At 46.6% G+C, this 24,657-nt stretch carries 26 protein-coding genes; 16 read left to right on the forward strand and 10 right to left on the reverse strand.

Annotation, left to right across the window (positions count from 1 at the left end; all coding sequences use genetic code 11):
• Positions 1-9: 9 nt before the first annotated feature.
• Complete coding sequence (locus AC4E8B_RS02910) at positions 10-1,335, reverse strand: GGDEF domain-containing protein (protein WP_490216909.1); 1,326 nt, start codon at positions 1,333-1,335, stop codon at positions 10-12.
• Between the two features lie 344 nt (positions 1,336-1,679).
• Between AC4E8B_RS02910 and AC4E8B_RS02915 the strand changes: the two genes are divergently transcribed.
• Positions 1,680-1,880: a cold-shock protein gene (locus AC4E8B_RS02915; protein WP_129613661.1), complete on the forward strand. Its 201-nt coding sequence runs from the start codon at positions 1,680-1,682 to the stop codon at positions 1,878-1,880.
• A gap of 135 nt (positions 1,881-2,015) precedes the next feature.
• Here the strand turns inward: AC4E8B_RS02915 and cypC are convergent, their stop codons facing one another.
• Both cypC and AC4E8B_RS02925 read right to left on the reverse strand, forming a co-directional pair.
• A complete protein-coding gene (gene cypC / locus AC4E8B_RS02920) occupies positions 2,016-3,272 on the reverse strand; it encodes a CYP152 family fatty-acid peroxygenase CypC (RefSeq protein WP_490219474.1) in 1,257 nt (418 codons plus the stop codon).
• A 170-nt stretch (positions 3,273-3,442) separates the two neighbouring features.
• The gene (locus tag AC4E8B_RS02925; protein ID WP_490216910.1) at positions 3,443-3,952 is read right to left on the reverse strand and encodes an SRPBCC family protein; all 510 of its coding nucleotides are present in this window, start codon (positions 3,950-3,952) and stop codon (positions 3,443-3,445) included.
• A gap of 334 nt (positions 3,953-4,286) precedes the next feature.
• Here AC4E8B_RS02925 and AC4E8B_RS02930 point away from each other — a divergent pair, with 334 nt between their 5' ends.
• The 3 genes from AC4E8B_RS02930 (at position 4,287) to AC4E8B_RS02940 (ending at position 6,395) form a co-directional block, all read left to right on the forward strand.
• A complete protein-coding gene (locus tag AC4E8B_RS02930) occupies positions 4,287-4,913 on the forward strand; it encodes a metal-dependent hydrolase (RefSeq protein WP_490216911.1) in 627 nt (208 codons plus the stop codon).
• Positions 4,914-5,079: 166 nt separating this feature from the next.
• Positions 5,080-5,655: a LemA family protein gene (locus AC4E8B_RS02935; RefSeq protein WP_490216913.1), complete on the forward strand. Its 576-nt coding sequence runs from the start codon at positions 5,080-5,082 to the stop codon at positions 5,653-5,655.
• Positions 5,655-6,395 (forward strand): TPM domain-containing protein, encoded by a 741-nt coding sequence (locus tag AC4E8B_RS02940; protein ID WP_490216916.1) that lies wholly within the window; start codon positions 5,655-5,657, stop codon positions 6,393-6,395. Before AC4E8B_RS02935 ends, AC4E8B_RS02940 begins: the two co-directional genes overlap by 1 nt.
• Positions 6,396-6,661: 266 nt before the next feature.
• Here the strand turns inward: AC4E8B_RS02940 and AC4E8B_RS02945 are convergent, their stop codons facing one another.
• Positions 6,662-7,336: an AlkZ-related protein gene (locus tag AC4E8B_RS02945; protein ID WP_490216918.1), complete on the reverse strand. Its 675-nt coding sequence runs from the start codon at positions 7,334-7,336 to the stop codon at positions 6,662-6,664.
• A 192-nt stretch (positions 7,337-7,528) separates the two neighbouring features.
• A complete protein-coding gene (locus AC4E8B_RS02950; RefSeq protein WP_490216919.1) occupies positions 7,529-8,965 on the reverse strand; it encodes a carbon starvation CstA family protein in 1,437 nt (478 codons plus the stop codon).
• A 301-nt stretch (positions 8,966-9,266) separates the two neighbouring features.
• Between AC4E8B_RS02950 and AC4E8B_RS02955 the strand changes: the two genes are divergently transcribed.
• The 3 genes from AC4E8B_RS02955 to AC4E8B_RS02965 all read left to right on the forward strand — a co-directional run bounded on the left by AC4E8B_RS02955 (position 9,267) and on the right by AC4E8B_RS02965 (position 11,585).
• Positions 9,267-9,827 carry a hypothetical protein gene (locus tag AC4E8B_RS02955; protein WP_490216920.1) on the forward strand — a complete coding sequence of 187 codons (561 nt, stop codon included), beginning with the start codon at positions 9,267-9,269 and terminating at the stop codon, positions 9,825-9,827.
• A gap of 117 nt (positions 9,828-9,944) precedes the next feature.
• Positions 9,945-10,646 (forward strand): HAD family hydrolase, encoded by a 702-nt coding sequence (locus AC4E8B_RS02960; protein ID WP_490216921.1) that lies wholly within the window; start codon positions 9,945-9,947, stop codon positions 10,644-10,646.
• Positions 10,647-10,673: 27 nt separating this feature from the next.
• Complete coding sequence (locus tag AC4E8B_RS02965; protein WP_490216922.1) at positions 10,674-11,585, forward strand: gluzincin family metallopeptidase; 912 nt, start codon at positions 10,674-10,676, stop codon at positions 11,583-11,585.
• 98 nt (positions 11,586-11,683) lie between these two features.
• On the opposite strand, the gene AC4E8B_RS02970 is transcribed toward AC4E8B_RS02965, so the two are convergent.
• On the reverse strand, positions 11,684-12,079 hold the full coding sequence (locus tag AC4E8B_RS02970; RefSeq protein WP_490216924.1) for a DUF2512 family protein: 396 nt from the start codon (positions 12,077-12,079) through the stop codon (positions 11,684-11,686).
• A 228-nt stretch (positions 12,080-12,307) separates the two neighbouring features.
• Between AC4E8B_RS02970 and AC4E8B_RS02975 the strand changes: the two genes are divergently transcribed.
• Positions 12,308-12,505 carry a hypothetical protein gene (locus AC4E8B_RS02975; RefSeq protein ID WP_490216925.1) on the forward strand — a complete coding sequence of 66 codons (198 nt, stop codon included), beginning with the start codon at positions 12,308-12,310 and terminating at the stop codon, positions 12,503-12,505.
• Between the two features lie 60 nt (positions 12,506-12,565).
• The gene (locus AC4E8B_RS02980; RefSeq protein ID WP_490216926.1) at positions 12,566-13,297 is read left to right on the forward strand and encodes a ZIP family metal transporter; all 732 of its coding nucleotides are present in this window, start codon (positions 12,566-12,568) and stop codon (positions 13,295-13,297) included.
• Positions 13,298-13,378: 81 nt separating this feature from the next.
• Here AC4E8B_RS02980 and AC4E8B_RS02985 read toward each other — a convergent pair whose 3' ends face one another.
• Both AC4E8B_RS02985 and AC4E8B_RS02990 read right to left on the reverse strand, forming a co-directional pair.
• Entirely contained in the window at positions 13,379-14,098 is a 720-nt protein-coding gene (locus AC4E8B_RS02985) for a DUF3784 domain-containing protein (protein ID WP_490216927.1), read from the reverse strand.
• A gap of 110 nt (positions 14,099-14,208) precedes the next feature.
• Positions 14,209-15,885, reverse strand: coding sequence for a glycosyl hydrolase family 28-related protein (locus tag AC4E8B_RS02990; RefSeq protein WP_490216928.1), 1,677 nt, complete (start codon positions 15,883-15,885; stop codon positions 14,209-14,211).
• A gap of 270 nt (positions 15,886-16,155) precedes the next feature.
• On the opposite strand from AC4E8B_RS02990, the gene AC4E8B_RS02995 reads away from it, so the two are divergent.
• The 6 genes from AC4E8B_RS02995 (at position 16,156) to AC4E8B_RS03020 (ending at position 22,238) form a co-directional block, all read left to right on the forward strand.
• Entirely contained in the window at positions 16,156-16,989 is an 834-nt protein-coding gene (locus AC4E8B_RS02995) for a DODA-type extradiol aromatic ring-opening family dioxygenase (protein ID WP_490216929.1), read from the forward strand.
• Positions 16,982-18,391 carry a dipeptidase PepV gene (pepV, locus tag AC4E8B_RS03000; RefSeq protein WP_490216930.1) on the forward strand — a complete coding sequence of 470 codons (1,410 nt, stop codon included), beginning with the start codon at positions 16,982-16,984 and terminating at the stop codon, positions 18,389-18,391. The genes AC4E8B_RS02995 and pepV overlap by 8 nt, the downstream gene beginning before the upstream one ends.
• 225 nt (positions 18,392-18,616) lie before the next feature.
• Positions 18,617-20,056 (forward strand): PstS family phosphate ABC transporter substrate-binding protein, encoded by a 1,440-nt coding sequence (locus AC4E8B_RS03005; RefSeq protein ID WP_490216931.1) that lies wholly within the window; start codon positions 18,617-18,619, stop codon positions 20,054-20,056.
• Between the two features lie 112 nt (positions 20,057-20,168).
• Entirely contained in the window at positions 20,169-20,507 is a 339-nt protein-coding gene (locus AC4E8B_RS03010; RefSeq protein WP_490216932.1) for a DUF6054 family protein, read from the forward strand.
• A 100-nt stretch (positions 20,508-20,607) separates the two neighbouring features.
• Positions 20,608-21,324, forward strand: a complete 717-nt coding sequence (locus tag AC4E8B_RS03015; protein ID WP_490216934.1) for a hypothetical protein — start codon at positions 20,608-20,610, stop codon at positions 21,322-21,324.
• Between the two features lie 194 nt (positions 21,325-21,518).
• On the forward strand, positions 21,519-22,238 hold the full coding sequence (locus AC4E8B_RS03020; protein ID WP_490216936.1) for a YebC/PmpR family DNA-binding transcriptional regulator: 720 nt from the start codon (positions 21,519-21,521) through the stop codon (positions 22,236-22,238).
• Between the two features lie 44 nt (positions 22,239-22,282).
• On the opposite strand, the gene AC4E8B_RS03025 is transcribed toward AC4E8B_RS03020, so the two are convergent.
• Entirely contained in the window at positions 22,283-22,738 is a 456-nt protein-coding gene (locus tag AC4E8B_RS03025; RefSeq protein ID WP_490216938.1) for a DinB family protein, read from the reverse strand.
• A gap of 229 nt (positions 22,739-22,967) precedes the next feature.
• On the opposite strand from AC4E8B_RS03025, the gene AC4E8B_RS03030 reads away from it, so the two are divergent.
• Positions 22,968-23,363 (forward strand): VOC family protein, encoded by a 396-nt coding sequence (locus AC4E8B_RS03030; protein ID WP_490219476.1) that lies wholly within the window; start codon positions 22,968-22,970, stop codon positions 23,361-23,363.
• A gap of 36 nt (positions 23,364-23,399) precedes the next feature.
• Here AC4E8B_RS03030 and AC4E8B_RS03035 read toward each other — a convergent pair whose 3' ends face one another.
• On the reverse strand, positions 23,400-24,269 hold the full coding sequence (locus AC4E8B_RS03035) for a hypothetical protein (protein ID WP_490216939.1): 870 nt from the start codon (positions 24,267-24,269) through the stop codon (positions 23,400-23,402).
• Positions 24,270-24,657: the final 388 nt, after the last annotated feature.

Below are 24,657 nucleotides of genomic sequence, written 5' to 3' on the forward strand. Positions count from 1 at the left end.
TTTGTATATCTAAGATCCTATGGCTTCCAGACTGACCAGGCCATTCTTGGCCGAAACCCGGTTCCTTCCAAGGTCTTTGGCCTGAAAAAGAAGCTGGTCTGCCAGGATATATGCTTTTTCCATCGGGGTTTCTGCGTTTACTTTTCCATAATAAAGACCGAAAGAGGCTGTATAGACGATCTGGATTTTTTTTCCGTGGAATTCCGCCTCTGCGGGCCTGTCCACAAGTCCCCGGTTAATATCTTCAATCAGCTTGCTGCATTGATTAAAATCTCTTCCGCGGAGGAAAAGGGTGAATTCTTCTCCGCCGCTCCGGATGAGGATATCTTCTTCTGTAAGCTCCACTTTCAGGGCATTTGCGAAATGCTTGATGACGCAGTCTCCTACAGCGTGATTATAGGAATCATTGATATGCTTGAATTTATCTATATCAGCCACAATGATTCCGACCGTCTCCTGTGCCTGGTCGATCTCTTTCATTTTCTGGTCCATGAAGGCCCGGTTATGGATGCCGGTAAGGAAATCAGTATAAGCCATCTGCTCAAATTTATCGCGCTCATACTTATGCTGTGCGCTTTGGGACTTGGACAGAAATGACCGGCTTACAAGGTAATTCAGCAGAAACAGGCCAAGCAGCATATCCCACTTCCCCTGCTGGAGGAAAAGAAGGAGAAATCCATTCGTGAAGGCAATTTTGCCCATATCAAGGACACTTCTGCTTTTAATAAAGTCGATTGCCTTCCTGAGTGTATTGATCTCTCCGTAGAACGAGAAGATAATAATTAAATAAAGGTCGGACAGTGCCGCTGTAACTGTTATAAGAAGCAGCATCAGCAGCCAGAAGCCGAATGGGATGCCTTCCATCCGGGGATATAGAGATTGAAAGATGAAATAGGCAATGCTGTTATTCAGTGTAAAGGCGCCGATGTTGTAAAAGGTGTGGATGAATTCATCGGGATCTGCAGTTTTTGTCTTGATTTTTGTAAAGTAAACCGTAAGACGGTAAAGAGATTCAAATATCAGCAGTCCCGCCGGCCCGGCGAAAAGCCCGATTGAAAGGCTGTAGGTAATGCCGTAGTCAATGGTCGAGCTGCCCAGCTTGCTATGTGTCCCCAAGTGGAAATAAGAACTGGAAAACACCCAGTAAAAAGCAAGTGCAAGAAGATACACATTCCAGTCAGGGACCGTCCATTCCGCCTGGAAAGCAACAGCAAGTGAAGTGAAAAAAATAGAAAAGATAAATAATCGCGCCTTTTGCATAATTGGTATTTGGACCCCTTCCCCGCGATTGTTATAAAATGCCTGTCTTAAAAAGTCAAACAGCTTAACTGCCACAAACCTATTTCCTAATTATATAGCAATTTAAAAATTCAGAACATAAAAAAAACAAATATTTCATGATTTTCCCAACTTGACCAGAAGGGTGTCAGGCACGCCGGATGGACATTTGTACATCTGGCGTGCCTGGTGCATCGGGAAATTTGTCGAGATTTATCGGAATGTCACCGTTTTCATTTATTTAACTAATAAATTTGCGTATCTTACCTATATCTGTTATCATAAAGTGAAATTATTTTTGTTCGGTATATAAGGAAAGAACAGTTTTGATACTTTTCGCCTGATAACTTTGAGCAAGAATAGTAATACAATGTGTGTTTACACGCAAGGAGGCAACAAACATGGCTACAGGTAAAGTTAAATGGTTTAACGCAGAAAAAGGATTCGGATTCATCGAAACTTCAGAAGGTCAAGATGTATTCGTACACTTCTCAGCTATCCAAGGCGAAGGGTTCAAAACTCTTGACGAAGGTCAAGAAGTTTCTTTCGACATCGAAGAAGGTCAACGCGGACCTCAAGCTTCTAACGTAGTTAAAGCATAATTACGTGAAAAGCTGAAAACAGGCACTCGATCGAGTGCCTGTTTTTTTGTGGAAAAAATTAAACAAACTCTCATTACATGCCCCATAATAAAAGGACATCACCCGGGGGGAATGATGTCCTTTCCTATTGATGCATCATTTTGTTTTTATATTGCTCATGATAAAGCCGCTTTCTGGAAAAGTCGGCATTCTTGAAAGGCTGAAGCTCAGGTCCTGGTCTTCCGGGACAGAATAGTCAATTTCGTTCACGAGGAAGTCAAGGCTTGCTTTCATGATCTCAATAGTTATGCCTTCTCCTGGGCAGCGGTGGCCTTTCGAGGCATCGCCGCCGCCTTGAGGGATCAGGTCAAAAAAACTGCCGTCCCAATCTTCGAAGCGCTCCGGCCGGAATTCGAACGGTTCCTCCCAAAGCCGGGAATCGTGGTTGGTTCCGTAAATGTCGAGAAGGACAAGCATGCCCTCTTTGAATTCCGCCTCATTCCAGATAAAGTCTTTGCGTACGATCGCCCCAAGGAACGGACCGAAAGGATAAAAGCGCCGCACTTCCTGGACGAACATTTCGAGCTCGCGGCTGTTCCCTGTTTGCAGCATTTCTTTATAGCGGGGATGGCCGTGAAGCGCAAGAGCTGAGAAGACGATGAAAGTTGAAATGGCTACAGTCGGCCGGAGGACATTAATGAGCTCGACAGCGGCCATCTGTGAGTCCAGATGGGTGCCATCCAGATTTTTGTGGAAGGTCATTTCATACAGGGCTGAACCTTTTTCTGCAGCCAGCTTACCTTCCCTGACATCCTCGATGATACCCCGTATCCAGTCTTCTGAGCTGCCTCTCGAGTGCCTGCCTTTCCAATGGCGCGGGCCGACCGCCCCGAAGGCGTTTACCATATCGGCAAACTCTTCCGCTCTATCTTTTTCTTCCTCCGGCTTCAGCGGAACACCCGCCCACGCACAGGCTGAGCGGCACAGAATGACCTTGGCTTCTTCCATCAGGACAACTTCACTTCCGTCTTCCTGCCATTTGGCGGCCGCTGCCTTCCATTCATTCATGACCATCCCGGCAAGCCTTTTTTGATGGGGCGGGGTCATCAGGGACATGAACAAAAGCTTCCTGTGGATATGGGCGTCACCGTCCATCGTCTGGATGGCGTTTTCACCAAACAATGTTTTTTGTATCCGTTTGGGAGCGGCACCGTTTCTTTGAAAACGGTCTGTATCATAGAATAGCCGCGCCGCTTCTTGTCCGCTCATGCAGATCACTTTTTGCCCAAGCAGCCGGGCTTCAAATATCTCCGATTCGTACCGTTCTTTCCTGTTAGGAATAAATTCATAGCCTTCGTTCATTAAAGCAAGGCTGTTATCCAGACTTTTATCATGCGGAATCTGTCCGTTTATTGCCATCAGCATCTGCTCCTTTATTACCTGCATTTGTATTGTATTATTTTTCACTATTTGCAGGAGGTTAAACACTGGGCTTAAGTTTATTTAATAGAAACTTCTGAATCCCGGCAACATCGTTTACAGCAAAAAAACTCCCCATTATTGTGAATGGAGAGAATGCCGGTTTAATTAATCATATTCAAGTATTCATCAAGCTGGCTGAAGGTGCTGGAATATTCCTGGTGCAATCCATCCAATGCAGCTTCAAAGCTCTGCTGCTCATGGATTTCAGGGTTAAGAGGGGATGCCAGCAGCTCTATCTCTGTTTTATTTTCCAGACTGATGAAGTTTACTTGGTTGACCACTTCAAGGGGCCATCCTGAATTAAAAGGAGCGCGGACCGCACTGCCTTCTTCATCTGAAAATGAGTTGATGAATATCAGTTTATCAGGAGGGGAAATTTCATCATATATGAACCGTCCCCATATTTCATAGCCTTCGGGAGACTTCTGGCTGTAGTGGAACATTCCTTTTGGATGGAGTTCCAGCATGGTGACCTTCATGGCATAACCTTTTGGGCCCCACCAGTTCTTGAGGTGCTCTGCTTCTGTCCATGCTTTGAATACAAGCTCGCGCGGTGCATCGAATATCCTTGAAATCACTAGCCCGGTTCGGGTATCTTTTAGCATTGTCATGTCCTCCTCCTTTGAAATATTCAGCCGAGGGAGGTGGGAAATAGAAGCTGCGATGTCTGGCCCGGCCATAATTATACTATTCTAAATATACGTTAAAAGAATGAAAGCTGTAAATTTATTTATAGAAAATAAGGTTATATTTTTTCTGAAGGCTCTGTTAGTGTTCCACGCTGAGTTTAGAATCATGCGTGTGAAAACGAATTTCACTCGCATGTGCCCAAAATCGGCAACAATGTTTAACACAGCTTTCCTGAAAAGAACTAATTCCCCATGCAATCATATGTTCTATTATGTTAGTATATTAATTAATATTAAAACTAGACAGGATGACAGCATGAACGGAACAGCGCATATGACAGTCGGGGCCGTAATTGGCTTTATGGCAGCTAATGCCGTGCAATCAAGCCCGGCGGAAACTCTATTGCTAGTGGGTATCGGCACAGCTTCGGCCCTTTTGCCGGATGCTGATATCGACGGCAAGCTCAGCAATAAAATTACCATATCACACAAAGCGATCCGCTCGATTGCCCAGACAATTGGGCTTTTGATGTGCTTGTACAGCTTCCTGGAAGGCGGAAGCAAAGAGCGCTGGCTCGGGATGGGAGCGGGTGCAGCCATTGTTGTCCTTGCTTCTTTTATTACGAAGCGGAGGATGCTGACGGTTACCGGAATCGGGCTAGCGGCCGGCGGCTTATCTCTTCAGGAAAGCTGGCTTTTGCTTTTGGGCATATACATCATTGCAGCATCATTTGTCTCCCACAGGACCTACACACATTCAGCGGCAGGCCTGATTTTCTTCGGAGTGATTGCCTATCAGCTTGATGCCTCCCTTGGCATCGAAGGCGTTTTTAAGACCTGTATGGCAGCCTACGTCAGCCATCTTGTCACCGATATGAAATTTCTCCCTTTTAATAAACGCGGCATTAAATTACTGCTGCCATTTTCATCAAAAGAGATATGAGGAAGCGGTCCTGAAAAAGGGGCTGCTTCTTTTTTTCGCCAGCTTGGAAAAGGATTATCCTGAATATGCCATCGTCCATTCTCAGCAGGAGAGTTTAGCTTTCTGTAAAAGAAGGAAAAATAACCTCCAAGCAGACTAAATCATCTACGAAGTGGGAGTGGACAACTTGAAAAAGGGTTTTGCAGGAATAGCGATTGCCGTTGTGGCCTTAGTTATCATTTTTATGATGCTGGGATCCAGCTATAATGGATTTGTAAATGCAGAAGAAGATGTGGACAAAGCGTATTCGCAGATCGAGAACCAGCTGCAGAGAAGGCTGGATCTGGTCCCGAACCTCGTTAATACAGTCAAAGGCTATGCGGCTCACGAAAAGGAAGTCATCCAATCCATCTCTGATGCCAGGGCGAGGCTGGCAGGAGCAAGGACGCCGGAAGAAGAAGCGACAGCCAATACCGAGCTTTCGAGTGCACTGAGCAGGCTGCTCGTCGTGGTGGAAAATTACCCGAATCTGAAGGCGGACAAGCAATTTACACAGCTGATGGATGAACTTGCCGGAACGGAGAACCGGATATCCGTGGCACGCCGTGACTATAATGAGCAGGTAGGAAGCTATAACAAAAGAATTAAAAGATTCCCCGGTGCAATTATTGCCAATGTGGCTGGCTTCGATGAAAAAGAATACTTCCGGGCCGATCCTGCTGCCGCAGAAGCGCCTGAAGTTGATTTTGGGGGCAATGAGTAATGATCCGGCATCGGGCATTGCCGTTTGTGCTGGCGCTTCTCCTGCTATTCTTCTCTGCAGGCGCAGCATACGCTGAAGAAAACGGAATTCCCGCCCCGTCCGGGGATATATATGTCCAGGATTTTGCAGAAGTCTTAAGCCCGGAGCAGGAAAATGAAATACGGGCCCTCGGACGCTCCCTTGAAGATCGGACCACTGCCCAGGTAGCAGTCCTTACAGTGGAAACGACCGGGGGACGGCCAATTGAGGAATACGCGAACCAGGCATTCCGGCAATATGCTATCGGCAGTGCCGAGGAGAATAATGGAGTCCTGCTTGTTCTTGCCATGAAGGACAAAAAGGCACGGATAGAAGTTGGCTATGGGCTGGAAGGCCGGATACCCGACGGCAAAGCCGGAAGGATACTTGATGAAGTGACGTTCCCCCTGATGCAGGCCGGACAGCCGGGGCAGGCTGTCCTTGACACATATAAAACGCTTGCCGGCGAAGCAGCAGCTGAGTATGGCCAGGGCCAGGGTGCAGCACAGCCGGCAGGAGAGCAGGGCACAGGCATTCCTTCCTGGCTGTTATTTATCATCATCGTTGGGGTCATCGTGCTGGATTTCATGTTTTTTGGCGGTACATTGACCTATCTGCTGCTTTCTGTCATTTCGCGGGGCGGAGGAAGAGGCGGCGGAGGCGGACCACGCGGAGGCGGAGGCGGCTCATCCGGCGGCGGGGGTGCCAGCAGGGGCTGGTGAGAGAGAATAGAAGGGCTGCTTGCGTGCGGTTTTGCTGATTTGGTAGAAAAAGTCGGGAAATGATTAAAAAAAGTCGAGAAATAACCAAAATAACACCGGCTTTAATTGAATTAATCCTTCAATCGGTAAATTCAAGTACCGCTCTGATTCTAAAACCCTTACATTCAGCCGCTGGACACCCGTCTTAAGGATAACCTCCAGCTTCAGACGAACAGATTAACAAAAAAAAGCTGGAAACTATGATTAGTTTCCGGCTTTTCTCCATTTTAGCTTAATATTTTTGAAATCTTCTTCATCGCATCGTCCGGGCAGAAACCGGAGAAGTGCTGCAATAGTTTTTCTTTGGCTTCCTCTCTGCTGATAGAGAGACGCTCAATCCCGTCCTTCTCCAGCCAGCTTCCCATCGTTTCATAGGAAGTGCTGTTCCAGCCGTTCGTTTCCCCGGCTTCATTATGTTTTTCCTTTATTCCGGAAATGACAATATCCATGCTTCCCTGCAGTTCCTGCAATCCTTGATCGAAAGCCTTTTTGTGCTCTTTGCCAAGCATATTAGCTTCTTGTCTCAAAAGGCGCGTGTCGATTCCTTCATGGGTACTGATGATGCTGAACAGAGTCAGCGCTTCTTTTGAAAGCTCCCCCTTATGGTATCTTTCTTTAGGCATATCGTTTTTTCCCAGAACAGCGAGAAAAAGAGGAACCCAGTCTTTTGAAATAAACACTGCCTTTTTACTGATGAACTTTCCGTAAGCGGCAATCCCTTCCCCCGCAAACCGGGTCCGCCATGTCCAAGGGTCGGAATCTCCTCCGGCATGCCAGCTTTCAGGCTCCGTAATGGTATTAAGTGCTGGATACCCCGGGATAAGGGGAGCCAGCGGCAGCAGGCCAAGCTCTTTAATGACGGCAGCAGCTTCTGAATATGCTGCTGCTTTATAATCCTTCATGATTCAGCTTCCTCCTTTTGAAAAGTAATCTCTTTCTATTTTTCTGTTAACTGCTCAATGTGATAAGACCATTATAGTAAAATTTGGATGAAGGATATATATCTGGCGTTTCTTATTCATATTTGTTGTTAAAGGCGCAGTACTGAAGTAAACAAAAAAAGGGCCGAGGCCCTTTTCTGTTATTCCCGAAAATTAAGCTGCCCGGAAATCCTTGCTGTTCACCCGAAGCTGGCGGTATTTGAAAATCTGGCTGATATACCAGACGAGCACCACGGCTGCCAGCGAGAAACCAATAATCATAGACAGCCGGTAATCCATTCCCAATCCTTCCGGTGCGTAGAAAATATAGGTGCAGACGACGCCTGTCATGAACAGGGCCGGGACCCCGCAGATCCAGTGGAAGCGGCTGTTCTTCAGAAGATACACAGTGCCTGTCCACAGCATGACTGTAGCAACAACCTGATTGGTCCAGCCCACATATCTCCAAAGGAAAGTATAGTCAATAGTTGCCAGGAAAAGGGCCGGCACTGCTACCAGCACGGTTACTAGAAGAATCTTTATTTTGCTTTCCATATTAAAGAACTTGGCAAAGATTTCTGTCAGGATCATACGGGAAGAGCGCAGGGCCGTATCTCCTGTTGTGATTGGCAGAATGATGACGCCAAGGATGGCAAGAATTCCTCCGAGTGTCCCAAGAAGGGAGGTAGAGATTTCGTTTACAACTCCGGATGGGCCCCCTGCTGCCAGCGCCTCTCCAAGGCCCGCAGTTCCATTGAAAAACGTCATGCCGGCTGCTGCCCAGATGAGGGCGATGATGCCTTCGGTGACCATAGCGCCATAAAAGATTTTGCGGCCGTCTGATTCTTTTTTCATCGTACAGGCGACAATCGGGCTTTGCGTACAGTGGAAGCCAGAGATGGCCCCGCATGAAATGGTGACCATCAATAGCGGCCAGATCGGCAGCTCCCCAGGATGAAGATTCTCCAATGTCAGGTTGGGGATGCTTTTATCAGAAATCAGCAGTGAAATGCCGATGGCCAATGCCATGAAAAGCAGGATGCCGCCGAGCAGCGGGTAAATCTTCCCGATGACGCGGTTGATCGGCAATATTGTTGCCAGCAGGAAATAAGCAAAAATAATCAGCAGCGAGACCGTAAAGCTGAGCGGTGTCAGCTGGGCGATCAGCTGGGCGGGGCCTGCTGTGAACGCAGCGGCCACCAGCACCATTAATACAAGCGAAACGACACTGATAACCGCTTTAACGGTTTGCCCGAGATAACGGCCTACAAGGGAAGGGTACTGCTCTCCCTGATGGCGGAGGGACATCATGCCTGAAAAATAATCATGAACGCCTCCTGCAAAAATCGTCCCTATCACGATCCAAATAAAGGCTACAGGACCGTATAAGGCTCCGGCCACCGCACCGTAGATCGGCCCGAGGCCAGCTATATTCAGGAGCTGGATCAGGTTTCCCTTCCACCAGCTCATCGGTACATAATCGAGATTGTCCCTTTTCGTATATGCAGGTGTTGGAGTGCTGTCATTAATGATGAATACGCGTTCCACAAATTTAGAATAAAAAACATAGCCGAGTACAAGCAGGACTAGTGCTCCAAAAAAAGTCGCCATTATTGTTCTCCTCCTGTTGATTGCCTTTGGAATATGAAACATTTTAACACTTTTATGCATAAAAACAACAGATTTTTCAGAAAAAATATAAAATTTGGTTTATTGGCATTTGGCACCTTCCTTGCATCAGAGGCTGTTTAATCATAAAGAAAGCCCTTACTGTCCAGCTGACCTTTTTTTGATTTCCTTTGTTATGTGAGGGACTGCTGCTTCACAGGAAATGGGGAAGATGCAGGTATGATATCAGGATAGTGCGGGACAATAATTGCTATTAAGACACATAACGGCAGGAGCAATTAATATGAGCATGACAGCAGCCCATTACGCTATTTTATGGACCGTTTTGATCGCCACAAGTGCAGGAGTTCTATTTATGTTGAGATATAATTTCCTCCGCTACGGGATCATGCTTATATTTAGCAGTATTACTGCTGCATTAATATGCTTGTTGTTTTTTCGGATGGGCTTTTACCGCTATGCTCTGCCTATGAAAGAGGTCCTGCCTGCGGCTGCTGTGAGCTTCAGTTTTTTTGCATTATTATTGATCAGATACAGACCTGATAAAAACACTTTCCCTTTTTTCTTTATCAGCATCACTGCTGTTTTTTCTATTGAAGTATTTTTAAAAGATTATTTTGGATTCATACGATTCAGCAATGGCTGGGATTATTGGGACTCTTATTCCCTCTATTGGCTTTACCTTCGCCTAATGGGATTTGTGGGGCAGTTCTTCGTTCCAAGAGCTTATCGTGCACCAATCCGGTCCGATACAAAGGGTTATTGGATTCTTTTTATAATTATGCTGATTTATGCCTGCTTCGGTGTCTATATACTGAATAAAGGGTGGACGGCGATATTTTAGTTATACAAAAAGCTGCCTGACTAGGCGGCTATATTTTTTTAGTTCAAGGTAAATATATCCATTTAAGAGATGAGAATGTAAAATGAAGATAATAGAACGGAAATGGGAGGAGATGAAATGAAAGCAGTCTTCTTTGATCTGGATGGAACCTTACTGGACCGTGATGCCTCACTAAAAGAGTTTTCACTGCAGCAGTATCAAAGGCATTACAGCAAACTCAGCCATATCCCCCAAGCTGTGTTTACAAACAGATTCATAGAGCTGGATGCACGCGGGTATGTCTGGAAAGATAAAGTCTATCAGCAGATGGAAGCCGAGTTTACCTTTCAAGGGATTGCTGCTGAAGATCTTTTAACGGATTATCTTGATCATTTCAGCCAAAGCTGTGTTCCGTTTCCTCATTTGGCTGAATGTTTATCTGCTCTGAGAGTTATGCAGCTTAAGCTGGGGGTTATTTCGAATGGCAAAAGGGATTTCCAGAAAGCGAGCATCCAGGCTCTTCATATAGAGGAATATTTTGAAGCCATTGTTATTTCGGAGGAAGAGGGCATCAGCAAGCCAGATCCCCGGATTTTTCAAAGAGCTATGGCCAGGCTTGGAGTCATGCCGCATGAAAGTGTGTTTGTCGGAGACCATCCGGTTAACGATGCAGAAGCTGCCAAAAACTGTGGAATGGAGGCTGTGTGGAAAAGGGATCCGCACTGGGTTGAACCAGCTGTAAAATGGCAGATAGCCAGCTTAAAAGAGCTTCCGTTAATAGTTAATAGAATCCGGGGAAAAATACATAGGCATGGTCTGTTTGCTGGTGAATACGAATGACCTTTAACCAAGAGGGGGAGAGATTTTTTGAAGAGGTTAATTGCTTTTTGTTTAGGTGCTTGCTTTTTGGCCGCAGGCTGCTCTGACAATGAAGCGGAAGGCTATAAGGAAGCCCGGCAGGAATCAACAGGAAAAGCTGCTGAAGTATCTGCTTCTCCGCAAACCGGAACAGATATAGTCAAAACAAAGGATGGTATTACCTTCAAGATCATAGATAACGCAGGCATAACAGAAAAGAAGAAAGAGCAGTTTAAATCAGAACTGGCTGAGGCCTATGATATTGTGAAGGAATCCATTCTAACAGATTATGAGCCGGCGAAAAGGATCACCATTTATCTGGAAGATGGATCTGATGCCTCATGGGGGTTCAAGAATGAAGTCGTCTTATATGGCATAAGGAACAATCAGTATCCCCTGGTGCATGAGCTTACCCACAGTCTGCTCGGCTATGGCAGTGATTTTGGTTCAGACCGGGGCTATTTTACGCAGGAGGGCTATGCGGTCTATATGGAAAACCAATATGGGAAAACGAGGTACCCTGCGCATAAAGTAGTGAATTATTTAGCTTCTCGGAATAAAAGAGTCCCTTTGGATAAATTGATAAGTAAAGATACCGATGACCAGTTTTTCCGTCCGTCTCTCAAAGAAGAAGGCAATATTGCCCTGCAGTGGATTTCTTACACAGAAGCAGGGTCATTCGTCACTTATCTTATTGATATATATGGCTTAGAGAAGTTTGAGGAAATCTATAACCATGTCAATCTGGAGAAGAAGCTGTATGAAGTATACGGCAAAAGCAAAGAGGAGCTTGAGCAGGAGTGGCTGCAATATATTGAAGCAAATGCAGGAGAATTGTCAATGCCGGATAAAATGAAAATACCAAACTTCTATTATGTCGACGAATCCCTTGGAGCAATAGACAGCAAGAATTTTAAATAGGCTTGGCTTAGTGCATAAGAATGTCCCGGGTGATAATCCCGGGACTCTTTTTTGTTCATATTCCATTATTCACGGACTCTGTTTCACACAGCCTTTAATTAATAGACATCCGTTCTTTGCTTTTCGTGGAAAACATGGCTGTCGAGATATTTATGGAAGAACCATTCTCCAGCTGCAATGACGATGGCGCTGATGATGGAGGCTGTAATGATGTCACCGTCGCCGGCAATAAGGCTATTGCCCATGAACCAAATGACCAGGAAGGCGAGCACGGCGTCGGAAATAGTGGCAATCAGGTTTCTTCTTCCTTGATCTGAACGGTCTCCTGCTGTACGGAAGATTAACAGGTCGCCGGCAACATAAGCCAGAATGGTCAAAACCACACTAATGAGCAGGGAATCTGTAAGACTGACATCGAAAAAGCCGGTAAAAATGATGCCCAATACAACAGCAACCATAACAAACTTAATGACAAGTGCTTTAATATGTTCCAAAGTGCATCCTCCTTCTTATGATGTAGGTATATCCATTACATAGCCAGGCCTGCCCCATCGTAAACCCGGATATGACTGAACAGGTAAGGAAAGTAATTCCAAATTACACTGTGCTTAAAATAATTTTAAGCGGGTATTAAGTGGTAAAATCATGAAAAATGCTCCCATGCTGATTTAATAAAGTGTTCTGGAACTATAAACGGGTATGCTGCAAACAACCAATATGAAATGGAGCTGAGCAAAATGGAAGGGAAAGGGATCGGCCAGATCATCAAACTTCTGGAAGATGAGAAAAAGCTCTATGAAGATAAACAAATTAAATTGGCTATAGAGAGGGGAAGCAAGGAGAAGGAAGCTTATGTAAAAGGGATATCAGAAGGGTTATCGATTGCTGCAGCCATCATTTCCGAGGCTGGTGAAAAGTAGCTGCTCCCGGCTGAGTAAGAAGATCAGCGGACATTGGTGAGGAAAGGCAAGGGCTTAAATATGGACAATTCTTTCACTGGCATTATACTATCAGCAATGGCAACAGGATTGGGCGCTGTTCCAATCCTGTTTTTGAATAAAATAAACGGTAAATTGAAGTGCATCCTGCTGGGGTTCGCTTCAGGGGTCATGATGGCAGCTACAGCTTTCAGCCTTATCCCTGAGGCACTTAAGGCTTCTGATTTGCTGGTGCTCTCAATAGGGATGCTTGCCGGTACGATTGTGCTGAACTATGTGAATTCAAAGGTTTCGGGGCTGGAAGCCGGCGACATCCGTTTTAATCCCGGCATCGACAGAAAAACCCTTCTCATCGTGATTGCCATCATGCTTCATAATTTGCCGGAGGGCCTTTCTGTAGGGGTGAGCTACGGATCGGGCGAGGATAATCTGGGATCGATCATCGCTTTGGCTATCGGGCTGCAGAATGCCCCTGAAGGGTTCCTGGTTGCTATCTATCTGCTCTCAGAAAATGTCTCAAGAATCAAATCACTTCTAATCGCTGCTCTTACGGGAGCGGTCGAAATTATTACCGGGACGATCGGCTACTTTCTGGCATCAAAGGTGGATGGCCTCGTTCCATATGGCTTGAGCTTTGCAGCGGGAGCTATGCTTTACGTGATCTTCAAAGAGCTGATCCCTGACAGCAATGAAAGAAAGGAAGAAAAAATTCCCACTTATGCTTTTGTGCTCGGGCTCATTGCCATGCTGTTTCTTGTACAGGAGTTTGGATAAGGATAGGAAAAAGAGAATGGCCGCAGGTCCGGAGATGGAACCCGGAACCTGCGGCCATTGTTCGATAAAAGCCGGCAGCACTCACTCCACACTGTTTGTCAGCTGCTCATGCCACTTTAAGGTCTGTTCTTTGTTCTCTCCATTGATGAAGATATGCTTTTTTCCCATTTCAATATAAATATAAGGGGATTTCTTGTGGATAAATAGCAGGCTGCTTCCGTAGCCTTCTACCGTAAAGCGGCCTTTTGCAAGGGTTGACAGGCCAAAGCCGTTTTCCTTCCAGGTCACCTCCGGCATTTCCTCCAGCAGCTCTACCTTTGTAATGCTGTCAATCGCCCATTCATCCCCGTACATGCCTGTAATTTTAAAGGTTTCTTCTGAAATGGAGAGATGCGGCTTTTGATAGCCGAAATAGGTAAGGCCGCCAATAAATCCAATCACAACCACGAAAAGGATGCTGGTGAACCAATACATCCTTTTTCTTTTGCGGGGAATTTCAAACTTGGACAAATAGATGCTGCCGCCGAGGAGGAAAAGAAGCATAAAGCCAAATTGGATTTCCATTGCATAAGTGAAGCTGGTAAAGGTCAGCGGTAAAAGCAGGAGCATCCCGGCCGCCGTTGCCAGAAGGAGACCGCCGGTTTTCTGGGGCATTTGATTTTGAATGAGCTCTTCCTTCTCTTCTGCGGGACGTCCGGCAAAACCTGAAATCAGTTCATAGTTCTTTTTATAGCGTATGGCCCATCCGAGAATAGAAAAAAGCACAATAACAAAGATTTGTACACCTGCGAGGAACCACATGAAAAGCCACTCCTTTTTTCGTTCATTAACAACTATACGGCTGGAGGCCGGCTTTGGATTCAGATTTATGCGGTTTTTGAACGGTGATATCTAAATGTCTGTCTATTTCTTTATGCCAAACCATGTTTTCTGCCGCCAACAGAAATAGGGATTTTATAGCCTGCAGCAAGTACATCTTCAATACTTGCATGTCCACTGTTATCGGCGATCCCTAATTTGCCGTTCTCTCCTTCCGCCCTGACCTCTGAAACCCTGGCATGCCGGATGCCTTCGCCAATGAGAATTCCCTGCTTTGCAGACCCCCGGATGGAGGCTTTGCTGATCTTAACATGGTCTGCCCGCTGTGCACCGCCGAACACTTTAACATCAGCACCTGCTTGTTTAAAGCCCTGGATGGAAAGGCGGTTAAGCACAATGTTGCGCGCCCTGTATTGGATGGCTATGATTGGGTTGCCGGCATAGTCATAGTCAGGATCTCCTATCAGTGTGAATTGGTTGATCACCACATTTTTATATGCTGAGACCACCAGCCCCCTGGGTTCAGAGCCTGAATAGAGATCTGTATGAACCGGATGTATGCTTACTATTTTAGTAGCCCTGATATTGCGGGCTGTCCGCGATTCCGGATCGCCGGCTTTATGGTGGCCGATGTGGCGGAAGTTAAAGGAGCGGTTATCATTGACGGAAAGATGGCCGATGATCTGGACATCAGAGGCCGCTGAAGAGTTATGATGAGCTTTGATTTCCACCCCGCCAAAGCATCTGGCCGAAGAGTTATTAACAAGCCAGACATTTCTGGAGCCATCATCCACCTCAATGCCGTTTGAATTGGAGAAGCCTTTTTTATGGCTGCGGCCGCTTGGATCGCACATATGGCAGTTGGAGATGAAGATATTCTCGCTGTGATGGGTGGTGATCCCGTCGTCCCCGAATCCATAGCCGTTCAGCTTGTCCAGCCAGACATAACGGCTGCCTCCGCGGGCGCGGTAGCCGTCTCCTGAATAGTTATAAAGGGTGGACGAAACATCAAAGCAGTGAAGGCCGGGGTTGATGGCTTCCACATTTTTTACCCATCCGTACATGACGTTTGCATACGTAAGGCAGCTGGAATGGTTTCCCCAGGTGCTTGTTTTAGCTTCATTTCCGAGCCTTTCGACGTTCCAGTCCAGGCTCAGGTTCTGGACAAGGATATGATGATTGCCTTTCCAATGGTTTGAATTGGTCACCAGCCTGGCTGCCTTAGGAGCCTGGTCAAGCAGCTTAATGACGGTCAGGCCTTTTCCTTCTCCCTGCAGGAGAGTCCATGAAGGAATCTGTATACCCGACACCAGATATGTTCCAGCGGGAATGCTGACCTTCACCTTTCCTGAGCCCAGCGCGCGCCTGAAGGCTTCTGTATCATCTGTCAGCCCATCTCCGGCAGCGCCGCAGTCCTTCACGCAAATCTCTCTTTCAAAAGTCTGGAACAGCCGGGTATATTCCTGGTCAAGCTTCTTTTTCCACAGAGGTGCGGCAGTGCCGGATTCATCCACTATCGTGCCGTCCGTTTCTTCATTTTTCCGGTCTGAGGCCAGGAACAGGTTTTCTGCGGTTTTGATCAATTTGTTGAAGAAACCTTTGCCGTAATCAGGCGTTTTTCCGGTGGAATGCAGGTCGGACGTTTTTTTTCTCTCGTTAAAGAGCCTGCCTGTCTCCTCAGCCAGCCTTTTTGTATCATATTCCGGACTGAACTTATCTATCAGTTCTCTATTGCGGCATGGGTCATGCTGCTTATCCAAATATAGCATCTGCGGATCACCTCTATTTCTTTATACTGGGCCTTTGTATTATTCCCGCCCGGGGATGCTGCTAACCTTATTGCACCCAGAGGAAGGGCGAAAGCGGAATAATGGGGAAATAATAGACAGAAAATTGCAACTGGGTTAGTTTTATTATAAGGAAAAATGCGAAAAGGGGATGAGTGGTAAGACTCTGTGTGTTTTTTTGCCGGAAAAAGGATATTTCAAGAAAATCAGAAGTTGATTGAATATAGATCATACAGGAAGGAAAGTGGCCGGATGAACCCGTTTGTATTTGCCTGCATCACTCCGCATGGAGGAGAAATCATACCTGAACTGCAAGGGGATAAGCCTGAGAGGATGGAAAAGACGAGAAAGAGTATGGAGAGGCTTGGGGCCATCATGAGTGAAGCCCGCCCTGACAGCCTGATAGTCCTCACTCCCCATGGAACACGCATTAATGGCCAGTTCTCAGTAGCTGTTTCTGAAAGACTGGAGGGGGAAGTGGAGGAAAATGGAGCTTCTTTCAGGATGGAGAGGAAAACCGATCTTATGCTTGCTGCGTCTATCCTGGCAGAAGCTGAAGGAAGGGAGGTTCCTGCAGCCGGCATCAATTATGGAACAAGCGCCGGCCCGTTTTCCTGCCTTCCCCTGGATTGGGGCGCCATTGTACCGCTCCGCTTTATGCCGGAACTGCCGGTAGTGGTCATCACCCCTTCAAGGGAAATTTCTTATGAGCAGCATATGGCTTTCGGCAGGGCAATCAGAAAGGCAGCCGGGGAATCGGGGAGGAAAGTCGGCCTGATTGCCAGCTGCGACTGGTCTCATACCCATGACAGCGAAGGGCCTTATGGCTTTCATCCGGCAGCGGAGGAACTGGACCGCCGTACAGCAGAAATAATAGAGTCCGGGAGGCTGGAGGATCTCACCTTGTTCGACCCAGAGCTTGTGGATAATGCAAAGCCGGACGGAATTTGGCAGGCGCTTATTCTGGCCGGGGCCCTGCCGCCTGAGGAAAGGGACAGCATGCTGCTCTCTTTCGAAGCACCCACCTATTTTGGCCTGATTTGCGCAGCTTATTACCAGAACTGGGAGGCAAGGGGAAATGATTGATTGGAAAAGGAAAGCAGATATACGGAAGAACGATCTGATGAAAGATCTGACCGGAATATTGAAGATTGCCAGCATCAAAGATTTATCCACGGCCACTGAAGAAAGGCCGATGGGAGATAAAATTGGGGAAGCGCTGGAATATATGCTGAAGCTCTCTGAAGAAGCGGGCTTTACGGTGAAAAATGTGGGCGGAATGGCCGGCCATGCCGAGCTGGAAGGCAGCGGTGAGGAAACGGTCGGCGTCCTTTGCCATGTTGATGTCGTGCCTGCTCCCGGCGAATGGACAACACCCCCATTCGAACCTGCAGTAAGGGACGGGAAGCTGTATGCGCGTGGAAGCATCGATGATAAAGGGCCGACGCTTGCCGCTTTTTATGGAATGAAGATTGTCAGGGAACTGGGCCTTGAGCTAAGTAAGAATGTGCGGATCATTTTCGGGACGGATGAGGAGAGCGGGATGAGCTGCATGCGCCACTATGCAGAAGCGGAGACTATGCCGGAGGAAGGCTTTGCACCAGATGCAGTTTTTCCGATCATTAATGCTGAAAAGGGGCAGATGAATGTCAAATTGGCAATCGGCGCCAGCAGGAAAGAGCAGAGGCAGGAGAGGGGCTTGACGCTTCTGTCCTTCCAATCGGGCAGCCGCATCAATATGGTGCCGGAAAGTGCATCGGCAAGTGTGGCCGGACCGGACGCAGGGCAGCTGGAAAAGGACTTCAGTTTATTTTGTGATGTGAATGGCGTACGCGGTGACGCTGTCATAACAGATGATGTGGCTACCTTTAATTTATATGGAACCGCAGCCCACGGGATGGAGCCCTCCAAAGGAGTGAACGCCGGTACCCTGCTTGCCGTTTTCCTGTCAGATTTGGATGTGCAGCATACAGGGGCGGAATTCCTTTCGTTCTTAAAGCTTCTTCACGGGGATTTTTATGGCCACAGACTTGGCATTTCATACAAAGATGAAGTATCAGGTCCGCTGACAGTCAATCCGGGCATTATCTCTTTTGATCAGGCTGGTGAAAGCTTTGTGCAGCTGAATATCCGCTGTCCGGTTTCCTCCGATTATGAAGACCTGAAAAAAAGGCTGGCCGAAGCTGCTGAGTCGCAGGGATTTGACCTGGACGAATACAGGGAGTCACAGCCTCATTACGTTGCCCCGGGGCATCCAGTGATTGAAGCCCTTCAAAAGGCATATCAGGAAGAAACGGGAGAAGAACCGGTCCTTTTATCAACAGGCGGTGCCACATATGCCCGATTTATGAAAAAAGGAGTAGCCTTTGGCGCCTGCTTCCCTGGGAAAGAGATGACTGCCCACCAGAAAGATGAGTATATTGAAGTTGATGATCTGGTAAAGGCCGCAGCCATCTATGCGCGGGCTATCTATGAGCTTGCAAAATGACAAAAATATTTATTTGATCATCTTTTGTTTATATTGAGCCATATGGCGGCAGCCGTTCTGGCATAGGTGATCCCTCTCGATTTTAAAAGGAAGAACTAAATAGATTTAAGCAAAAAAGCTCAGCATGAAGCTGAGCTTTTTTGCTCTTCATCTTTATTTAGTATTGTAAAAACATGGTTTAAAGTGTAAAATTACACTAATTAACACAAAAAAGGAAGTGCTGAAATGCTTGCTAAATGGTTTCTGTATTTTGGGATTGCCCCGTTCCTTCTCTCTATACTGTCTTTCCTTTTGTTGGGAGCTTGGCCGGAATATGCCTTCCTCCTGCAGATTATCGTGCTGGCGGCAGGCGGAATGCTGATTGGAACAGTTAAAAGCAGGAAGGAAAATGAGAAGGATTGGCTTCTTGCCTATGGACCGCTCGTCTATACAGCAGTCGTCTGGGCGTTTTTTATGATAGTGACTGGCGGATTTTCCGGACATGAGTCCTGGCTGTTTTATGGAATCCTCCATATTCCCTTTGCCCCGATCTTCATCTTCTCATCCCTCATGGGCGAAGGGCGGACCTTCTTATGGGCTCCGCTTGCATATGAGATGGCCTTCCTGGTGCCTATTGCAGTTTCAATGATTATCAGGAGAAATGCAGTTCGGAAGATTCCCAAAAAGCAGGCTGCTATTTTATCTTTAGTATTTGCACTCTCGATAGGCGGCGGAGCTTTCATCCATTGGGAGCGGAGCAGAACTGTCCTCCCTTCTTATGGTTTTGACTATGCTGGCGGTTACTCGAGCACAGATCTGACGCCTTATGATATAACCAATACTAATAACCGGCTTCCAAAGCTCGAAGAAAAGCCTTCTTTTTCAATTTCAGAGGCCGGCGCTATGCCTGTACTGGATGGAGCAGAAGCAGCTTACCCTGTTTATTCTGCTTTTGCCAATGCAGTTTATAAGAATGTACAGGACGCCTTAACGAAAAAGGAGGTAGTGAGTTTCACCAATACCATCTATGCATATGAACGCCTCCTTTCGGGAGATGCTGATATTTACTTTGGCGCAGAGCCATCTGCCGAGCAGCGGAAAATGGCGGAAGATGCAGGAAAAGAGCTGGTGATGACCCCAATTGGGAAGGAGGCTTTCGTCTTCTTTGCCAACCCGGAAAATCGCATTGAAGGCCTTACTGTTGAACAGGTGAAAGACATTTATTCAGGAAAGATAAAAAACTGGTCGGAGGTTGGCGGAAGCGGCGGAAGAATCATTGCTTTTCAACGGCCGAAAAATTCAGGAAGCCAGACGCTCCTGGAAAAAATCATGGGTGATACACCAATCATAGAGCCATTGAAGGAAGAAGTCCCAGAGGGCATGGGCGGAATCATCGAGCAGGTTGCGGATTACCGGAACTATGACAATTCCCTCGGATTTTCCTTTCGCTTTTTCGCCACAGGAATGAATGGAAGCACAGATATCAAGCTTCTGGCAATCGATGGGGTCGACCCAAGCCCGGAGAATATTGCCACCGGGAAATATCCTTTTACTGCCTCCCTGTACGCAATTACACTTAAATCTAATCCTAATCCAAATATCACTCCATTTTTGGAATGGATGCAGGGTGAGCAAGGACAGAGAATAGTAGATGAGATCGGATATATAAAGGAATTTGAAAACTGATTTTCAATTTTATAGTTGGGAAAATCCAGGGAGCCTAAACGGGTCCCTTTTTCCAATGGCTGGAACCTTTCCCCTCTCCAGTCCGTAATACAGGCAGACAGGAGGAGACACTATGAATACTTTATCTGAAATCAAAACTTCTATAACCCCTTTTGAGTGCGCCTTGAAACTGCTGGAATCCCATTCATTGAACAATGATAAAATCCATGAAGAGTATCATACACCTGCGGAAGGTGTTGAGATATGTGTTCTTGTGTTTGAAAGATTTTATTTCCGGACGGGGGGAAGGGCGTCGCTGACAGTCATCATGGAAAATCTGAGAGGAGACAACAAAGTGAGATGCATTTCTGCGGGAAGCGCGGAAAGTTTGATCAGCTTTGACTGGGGAGCAGGCAAAAGCTTTGTCAATAAGGTGAAGGAAATTCTCGCTCCCTTTGCATTGGGAAAATAGTTTTCAGCATAATCCTCCGGAAAAAAATCATCATCGCCAAATTCCTTAATATGGTAAAATAAAATATAAGAGCATATTAATAGATTAAGAGGTGTATTCAGTGCTGAAAAAGAAAAAGCTGGTAATAGGAACAGGGATTCTTGCAGCTTTGGCCATTATGCTGCTGATGGATGCTGTAAAAATCTCAAATGAGAAGCATCCTCCCAATCCTGTGGTGATGATCGATGGGGGGAAAGCAGATGCCGATCTGCGAGGATATACATGGGATGGAGAGACGCAGGCAGTGAAAAGGGCGAATGCAGCTTCTGTAATAGAAGTAAAACCCCGCTCTGAAGTAACGGTTAAATTCGGAACAAGAGATGAGCCTGAAACAATTGCAATAGATACGATTTACGGAACTGACCGCAAAAAGCCGGTCAATACAGGCAAATATAAGCTATCCAACAAGCCAGGCCCCATCACGATGAGAATAAAGGCAAAATGGGAAGGCAAAGGACAGGCGGAATATACATTAAGCCTGAATGTTGAGAAGGAGACCGCTTACCAGGAGCTGCTGGCCGAAGAGGCAGGGGAATTCACAATTTTAGCTATAAAGGAAAATGACCAGGATAACTGGGTTATCCCGGAGGAAGTTTATGAAGCTGGCACCACAAAAGTAGAATTTAGAAATCTGGATACTGTTCAAAGATTATATACTGACCTTGAAGTCCAGCAGGCCCCTTACTATATTGTGCTTGGGTATGAAGAGCCGGTTTTAAGGACAAGCGATCCAGGAGAAGCAGTGGAATATGTCAGGACCCGTGCAGGGCAGGATTAGAGGAGGAAGGTCTTCCGCATGTACGCCTTCTTAAATATTTTCCCGTTTATCCAATTAGCAGCCCTTATCCATTTAACTCGAAACAGCACCCCATTTTAAGGTATAATAATGGTGAGACTTACTATTTTCTGCAGGCATGGAAAGGTCTTTCCATGCAGCCATAGATCAGATATAAGTGAAAGAGAGTGAAACAGATGGGCCGTAAATGGAATAATATCAAAGAAAAAAAGGCTTCGAAGGATGCTAATACCAGCCGGTTATATTCAAAATTCGCATTGGAAATATATGTGGCGGCAAAGCAGGGGGAGCCGGATCCGGAATCCAATCAGGCGCTTAAATTTGTGCTCGAGCGTGCCAAAACATATAATGTGCCAAGAGTCATCATCGACCGTGCGATCGATAAAGCAAAGGGCGGCGGAGAAGAGAGCTATGACAACCTCCGTTATGAAGGCTTTGGGCCGAGCGGTTCCATGGTCATCGTGGATGCGCTCACCAATAATGTGAACAGGACCGCGTCCAATGTCCGCGCAGCATTCGGGAAAAATGGCGGGAACATGGGCGTCAGCGGCTCTGTATCATATATGTTCGATGCTACGGCTGTTTTCGGGATTGAAGGCAAATCAGCTGATGAAGTGCTGGAAATCCTTATGGAAGCAGATGTTGATGCAAGGGATATCCTTGAAGAAGAGGATACAGTCATCGTTTACGCCGAACCTGATCAATTCCATGCCGTTCAGGAAGCTTTAAAGGCTGCCGGGATTGAGGAATTTACAGTGGCCGAGCAAACGATGCTTGCCCAGAATGAACTATCTTTATCTGAAGAAGACCTCGCCCAGTTTGAAAAGCTGGTCGACGCCCTTGAGGATCTGGAAGATGTCCAGCGTGTGTACCATAACGTTGATTTAGGTGAATAAGTGAAAAGCAGGCTCTCCTTGATGGGAGCCTGCTTTTTACTTATTTATCTGCTCACAAAGAAAGGCAGTTTTTCAATGCCTGCAAGGCGGGCGTATGTAAACAGCTGTCCTTTATGATGGATTTCATGGTCTTTGGCGTTTTCGAGGAGAACGATCCCGGGCATGGTCATGCCATAGAAGTCGACTGTTTTCCCAAGCTGGTCCTGGGTCAGCTCTTCAAGTGTTGTTTTTGTTTTGGAAGTTTCTTCCTGCACAAGTGCTTTTAGCTGCTCTAATGTTTCAATGGCCGGATACTCAGGAGGCGGCGTAAATTCGCCTGTTTTCACTGTCTGCACGAACATTTCCATAGAACCTGTTATATGTGTTGTCAGTTCAGAAACAGACATCGCCTGCTCCCATGCTCTGAAATTCTGCTGCCCTTCTTCAAATGTGTCCAGCAGTTCGATCAGCGCCTTTCTGTGGCCGAGCCAGCCCTGAATGAAACCATTCCATTTTTCCATCAAGATCTTCCTCTCTATTTATGAAAAATTCAGGCTGCCGCCACACCGGCAAAAGCAGCCTGCCGCCACACCGGCAAAAGCAGCCTGCCGCCACACCGGCAAAAGCAGCCTGCTGCCATCAGTATAATTCACTTTCCTGTGCCATTCAAAGCTGGTGCCTGAATAAAAGAAACAGCCATTCCGGAAGTGCCTTTGATAGAATGAACTATAGAAATCAAAGGGAGGCGGGATCATGCCTGGACACATTCATCATGTTGAAATCAACGTATCTGATTTGCAGAAAACCATTGAATTTTGGGGCTGGTTTTTAGAAGAGCTTGGCTATGAACATTTTCAGGAATGGAAAAAGGGGCGAAGCTGGAGGCTGGATGATGCCTATATTGTCTTTGTGCAAACAGAGGAGAAATACCTTGATATCCCATATCATCGCTCGGGGACAGGCCTCAATCATATTGCCTTCCATGCCGGCTCCCGCAGCCAGGTCGACCGGATGGCAGAACAGCTAAAGGAGAGGGGAGTCAGCCTCCTGTATGGGGACAGATACCCATATGCCGGCGGGGAGGGCCATTATGCCGTATTTTTCGAGGATCCGGACCGGTTAAAGGTTGAACTGGCCGCACCATAAGAATGGCCGGAAAGATAGATTCCGGCCTGTTTTGCTTTATTTTGTATGAACTGCCATTTCCAGAGCTTCAAGCGGCACTTTCTTTGTTTGAAGCTCGTAGATTCTTTCTCCATCTTCCCAGTAAATATCATTTTCGACCTCATTGCCGCCATGCCTGTAATGAACCTTAATGCGCCCATCATCATGTGGTGCAGGGAGGTAGTGGGTTTCAAGATAATCAACCATCTGGCGGGCAATTGCCTGGTCATCCATTTGATCTGCTGTAACAGAGCTGATCTGGAGAATCCAATTGCCTTCTTTCCAGTTTAAGTATTTATGGCCTGCGGCTCCTTCACCCATACCCTTGATGCCATGGCCGAGGTCCACGGCCATTTCTGCCGGTATATCATCTAGTGACATCGGCGGAAACCATTCCTGATCATTGTCAGCTGCTGTTTTGTTATGGGCCTTGAAGACAGCGATAACAGGGGCATTTCCATTTGGTGTTAATGAAGGGTCATTAACAGGGACCATCTCATTCGTCTGGTAGAAGGTTACCTGATAAGAATCTGTCTTATCTTCCTCAATTGAGGCTGAAAGATGGGATCCCTCCTTTAAAGGAAATGAAGCGGGCAGTATAGCATTCTCCATCTTCAGCTGCTCTTTTACATTCCCGATGACATCCGCTGTTGTCTGGGTATTATCAGACTGGCTGTTTTCTTCCTGTGTGCTGTTTTCTTCTGTCCCATCTGCTTCGGCTTCATTTTCTTCTGCTCCGTTTTCTGCATTTTGATCATCAGGCACTGTGGTCTGTTCCTGCCGGGAGTCTTCCGGGGCAGGAGAGCCCGCGTCATCAGTACCCGAACAGCCTGCTGCAGAAATGGCAAAGGCCAGTGAAACCGGAAGCATCAGTCGTTTTTTATTCAATGAAGTTCCTCCTATTAGAATTGATATTAGATGTTTTCCCTATCTTTACTGGAGGAAACGGTAAACCTGTGCTGGAAAACTGAGAGATTGCATACAAAGATATAAATATACTATGCAATAAATAATTACGGATGAAGCTTTCCTGGGGGACTTGGAGAATAGGGTGGATTTCGGATGGGGCTGCTAATTTCCGTTCCAGGCACTTCGCTTTCCGCGGGGCGAAGTTGAGCCTCCTCGCGCTAACGCGCTGTGGGGTCTCAACATTTCCGCTGCAATCCCGCAGGAGTCTGCGTGCCTTGCACTCCAATTAGCCGGTTTTCAAAAATTTTTGGGCAAGCAGGCAAGGCAGTTTATGTCAAATCCATTTTTACACCCATAGTGTTTAATA

It is taken from the genome of Bacillus sp. SRL543 (genome assembly GCF_984799205.1).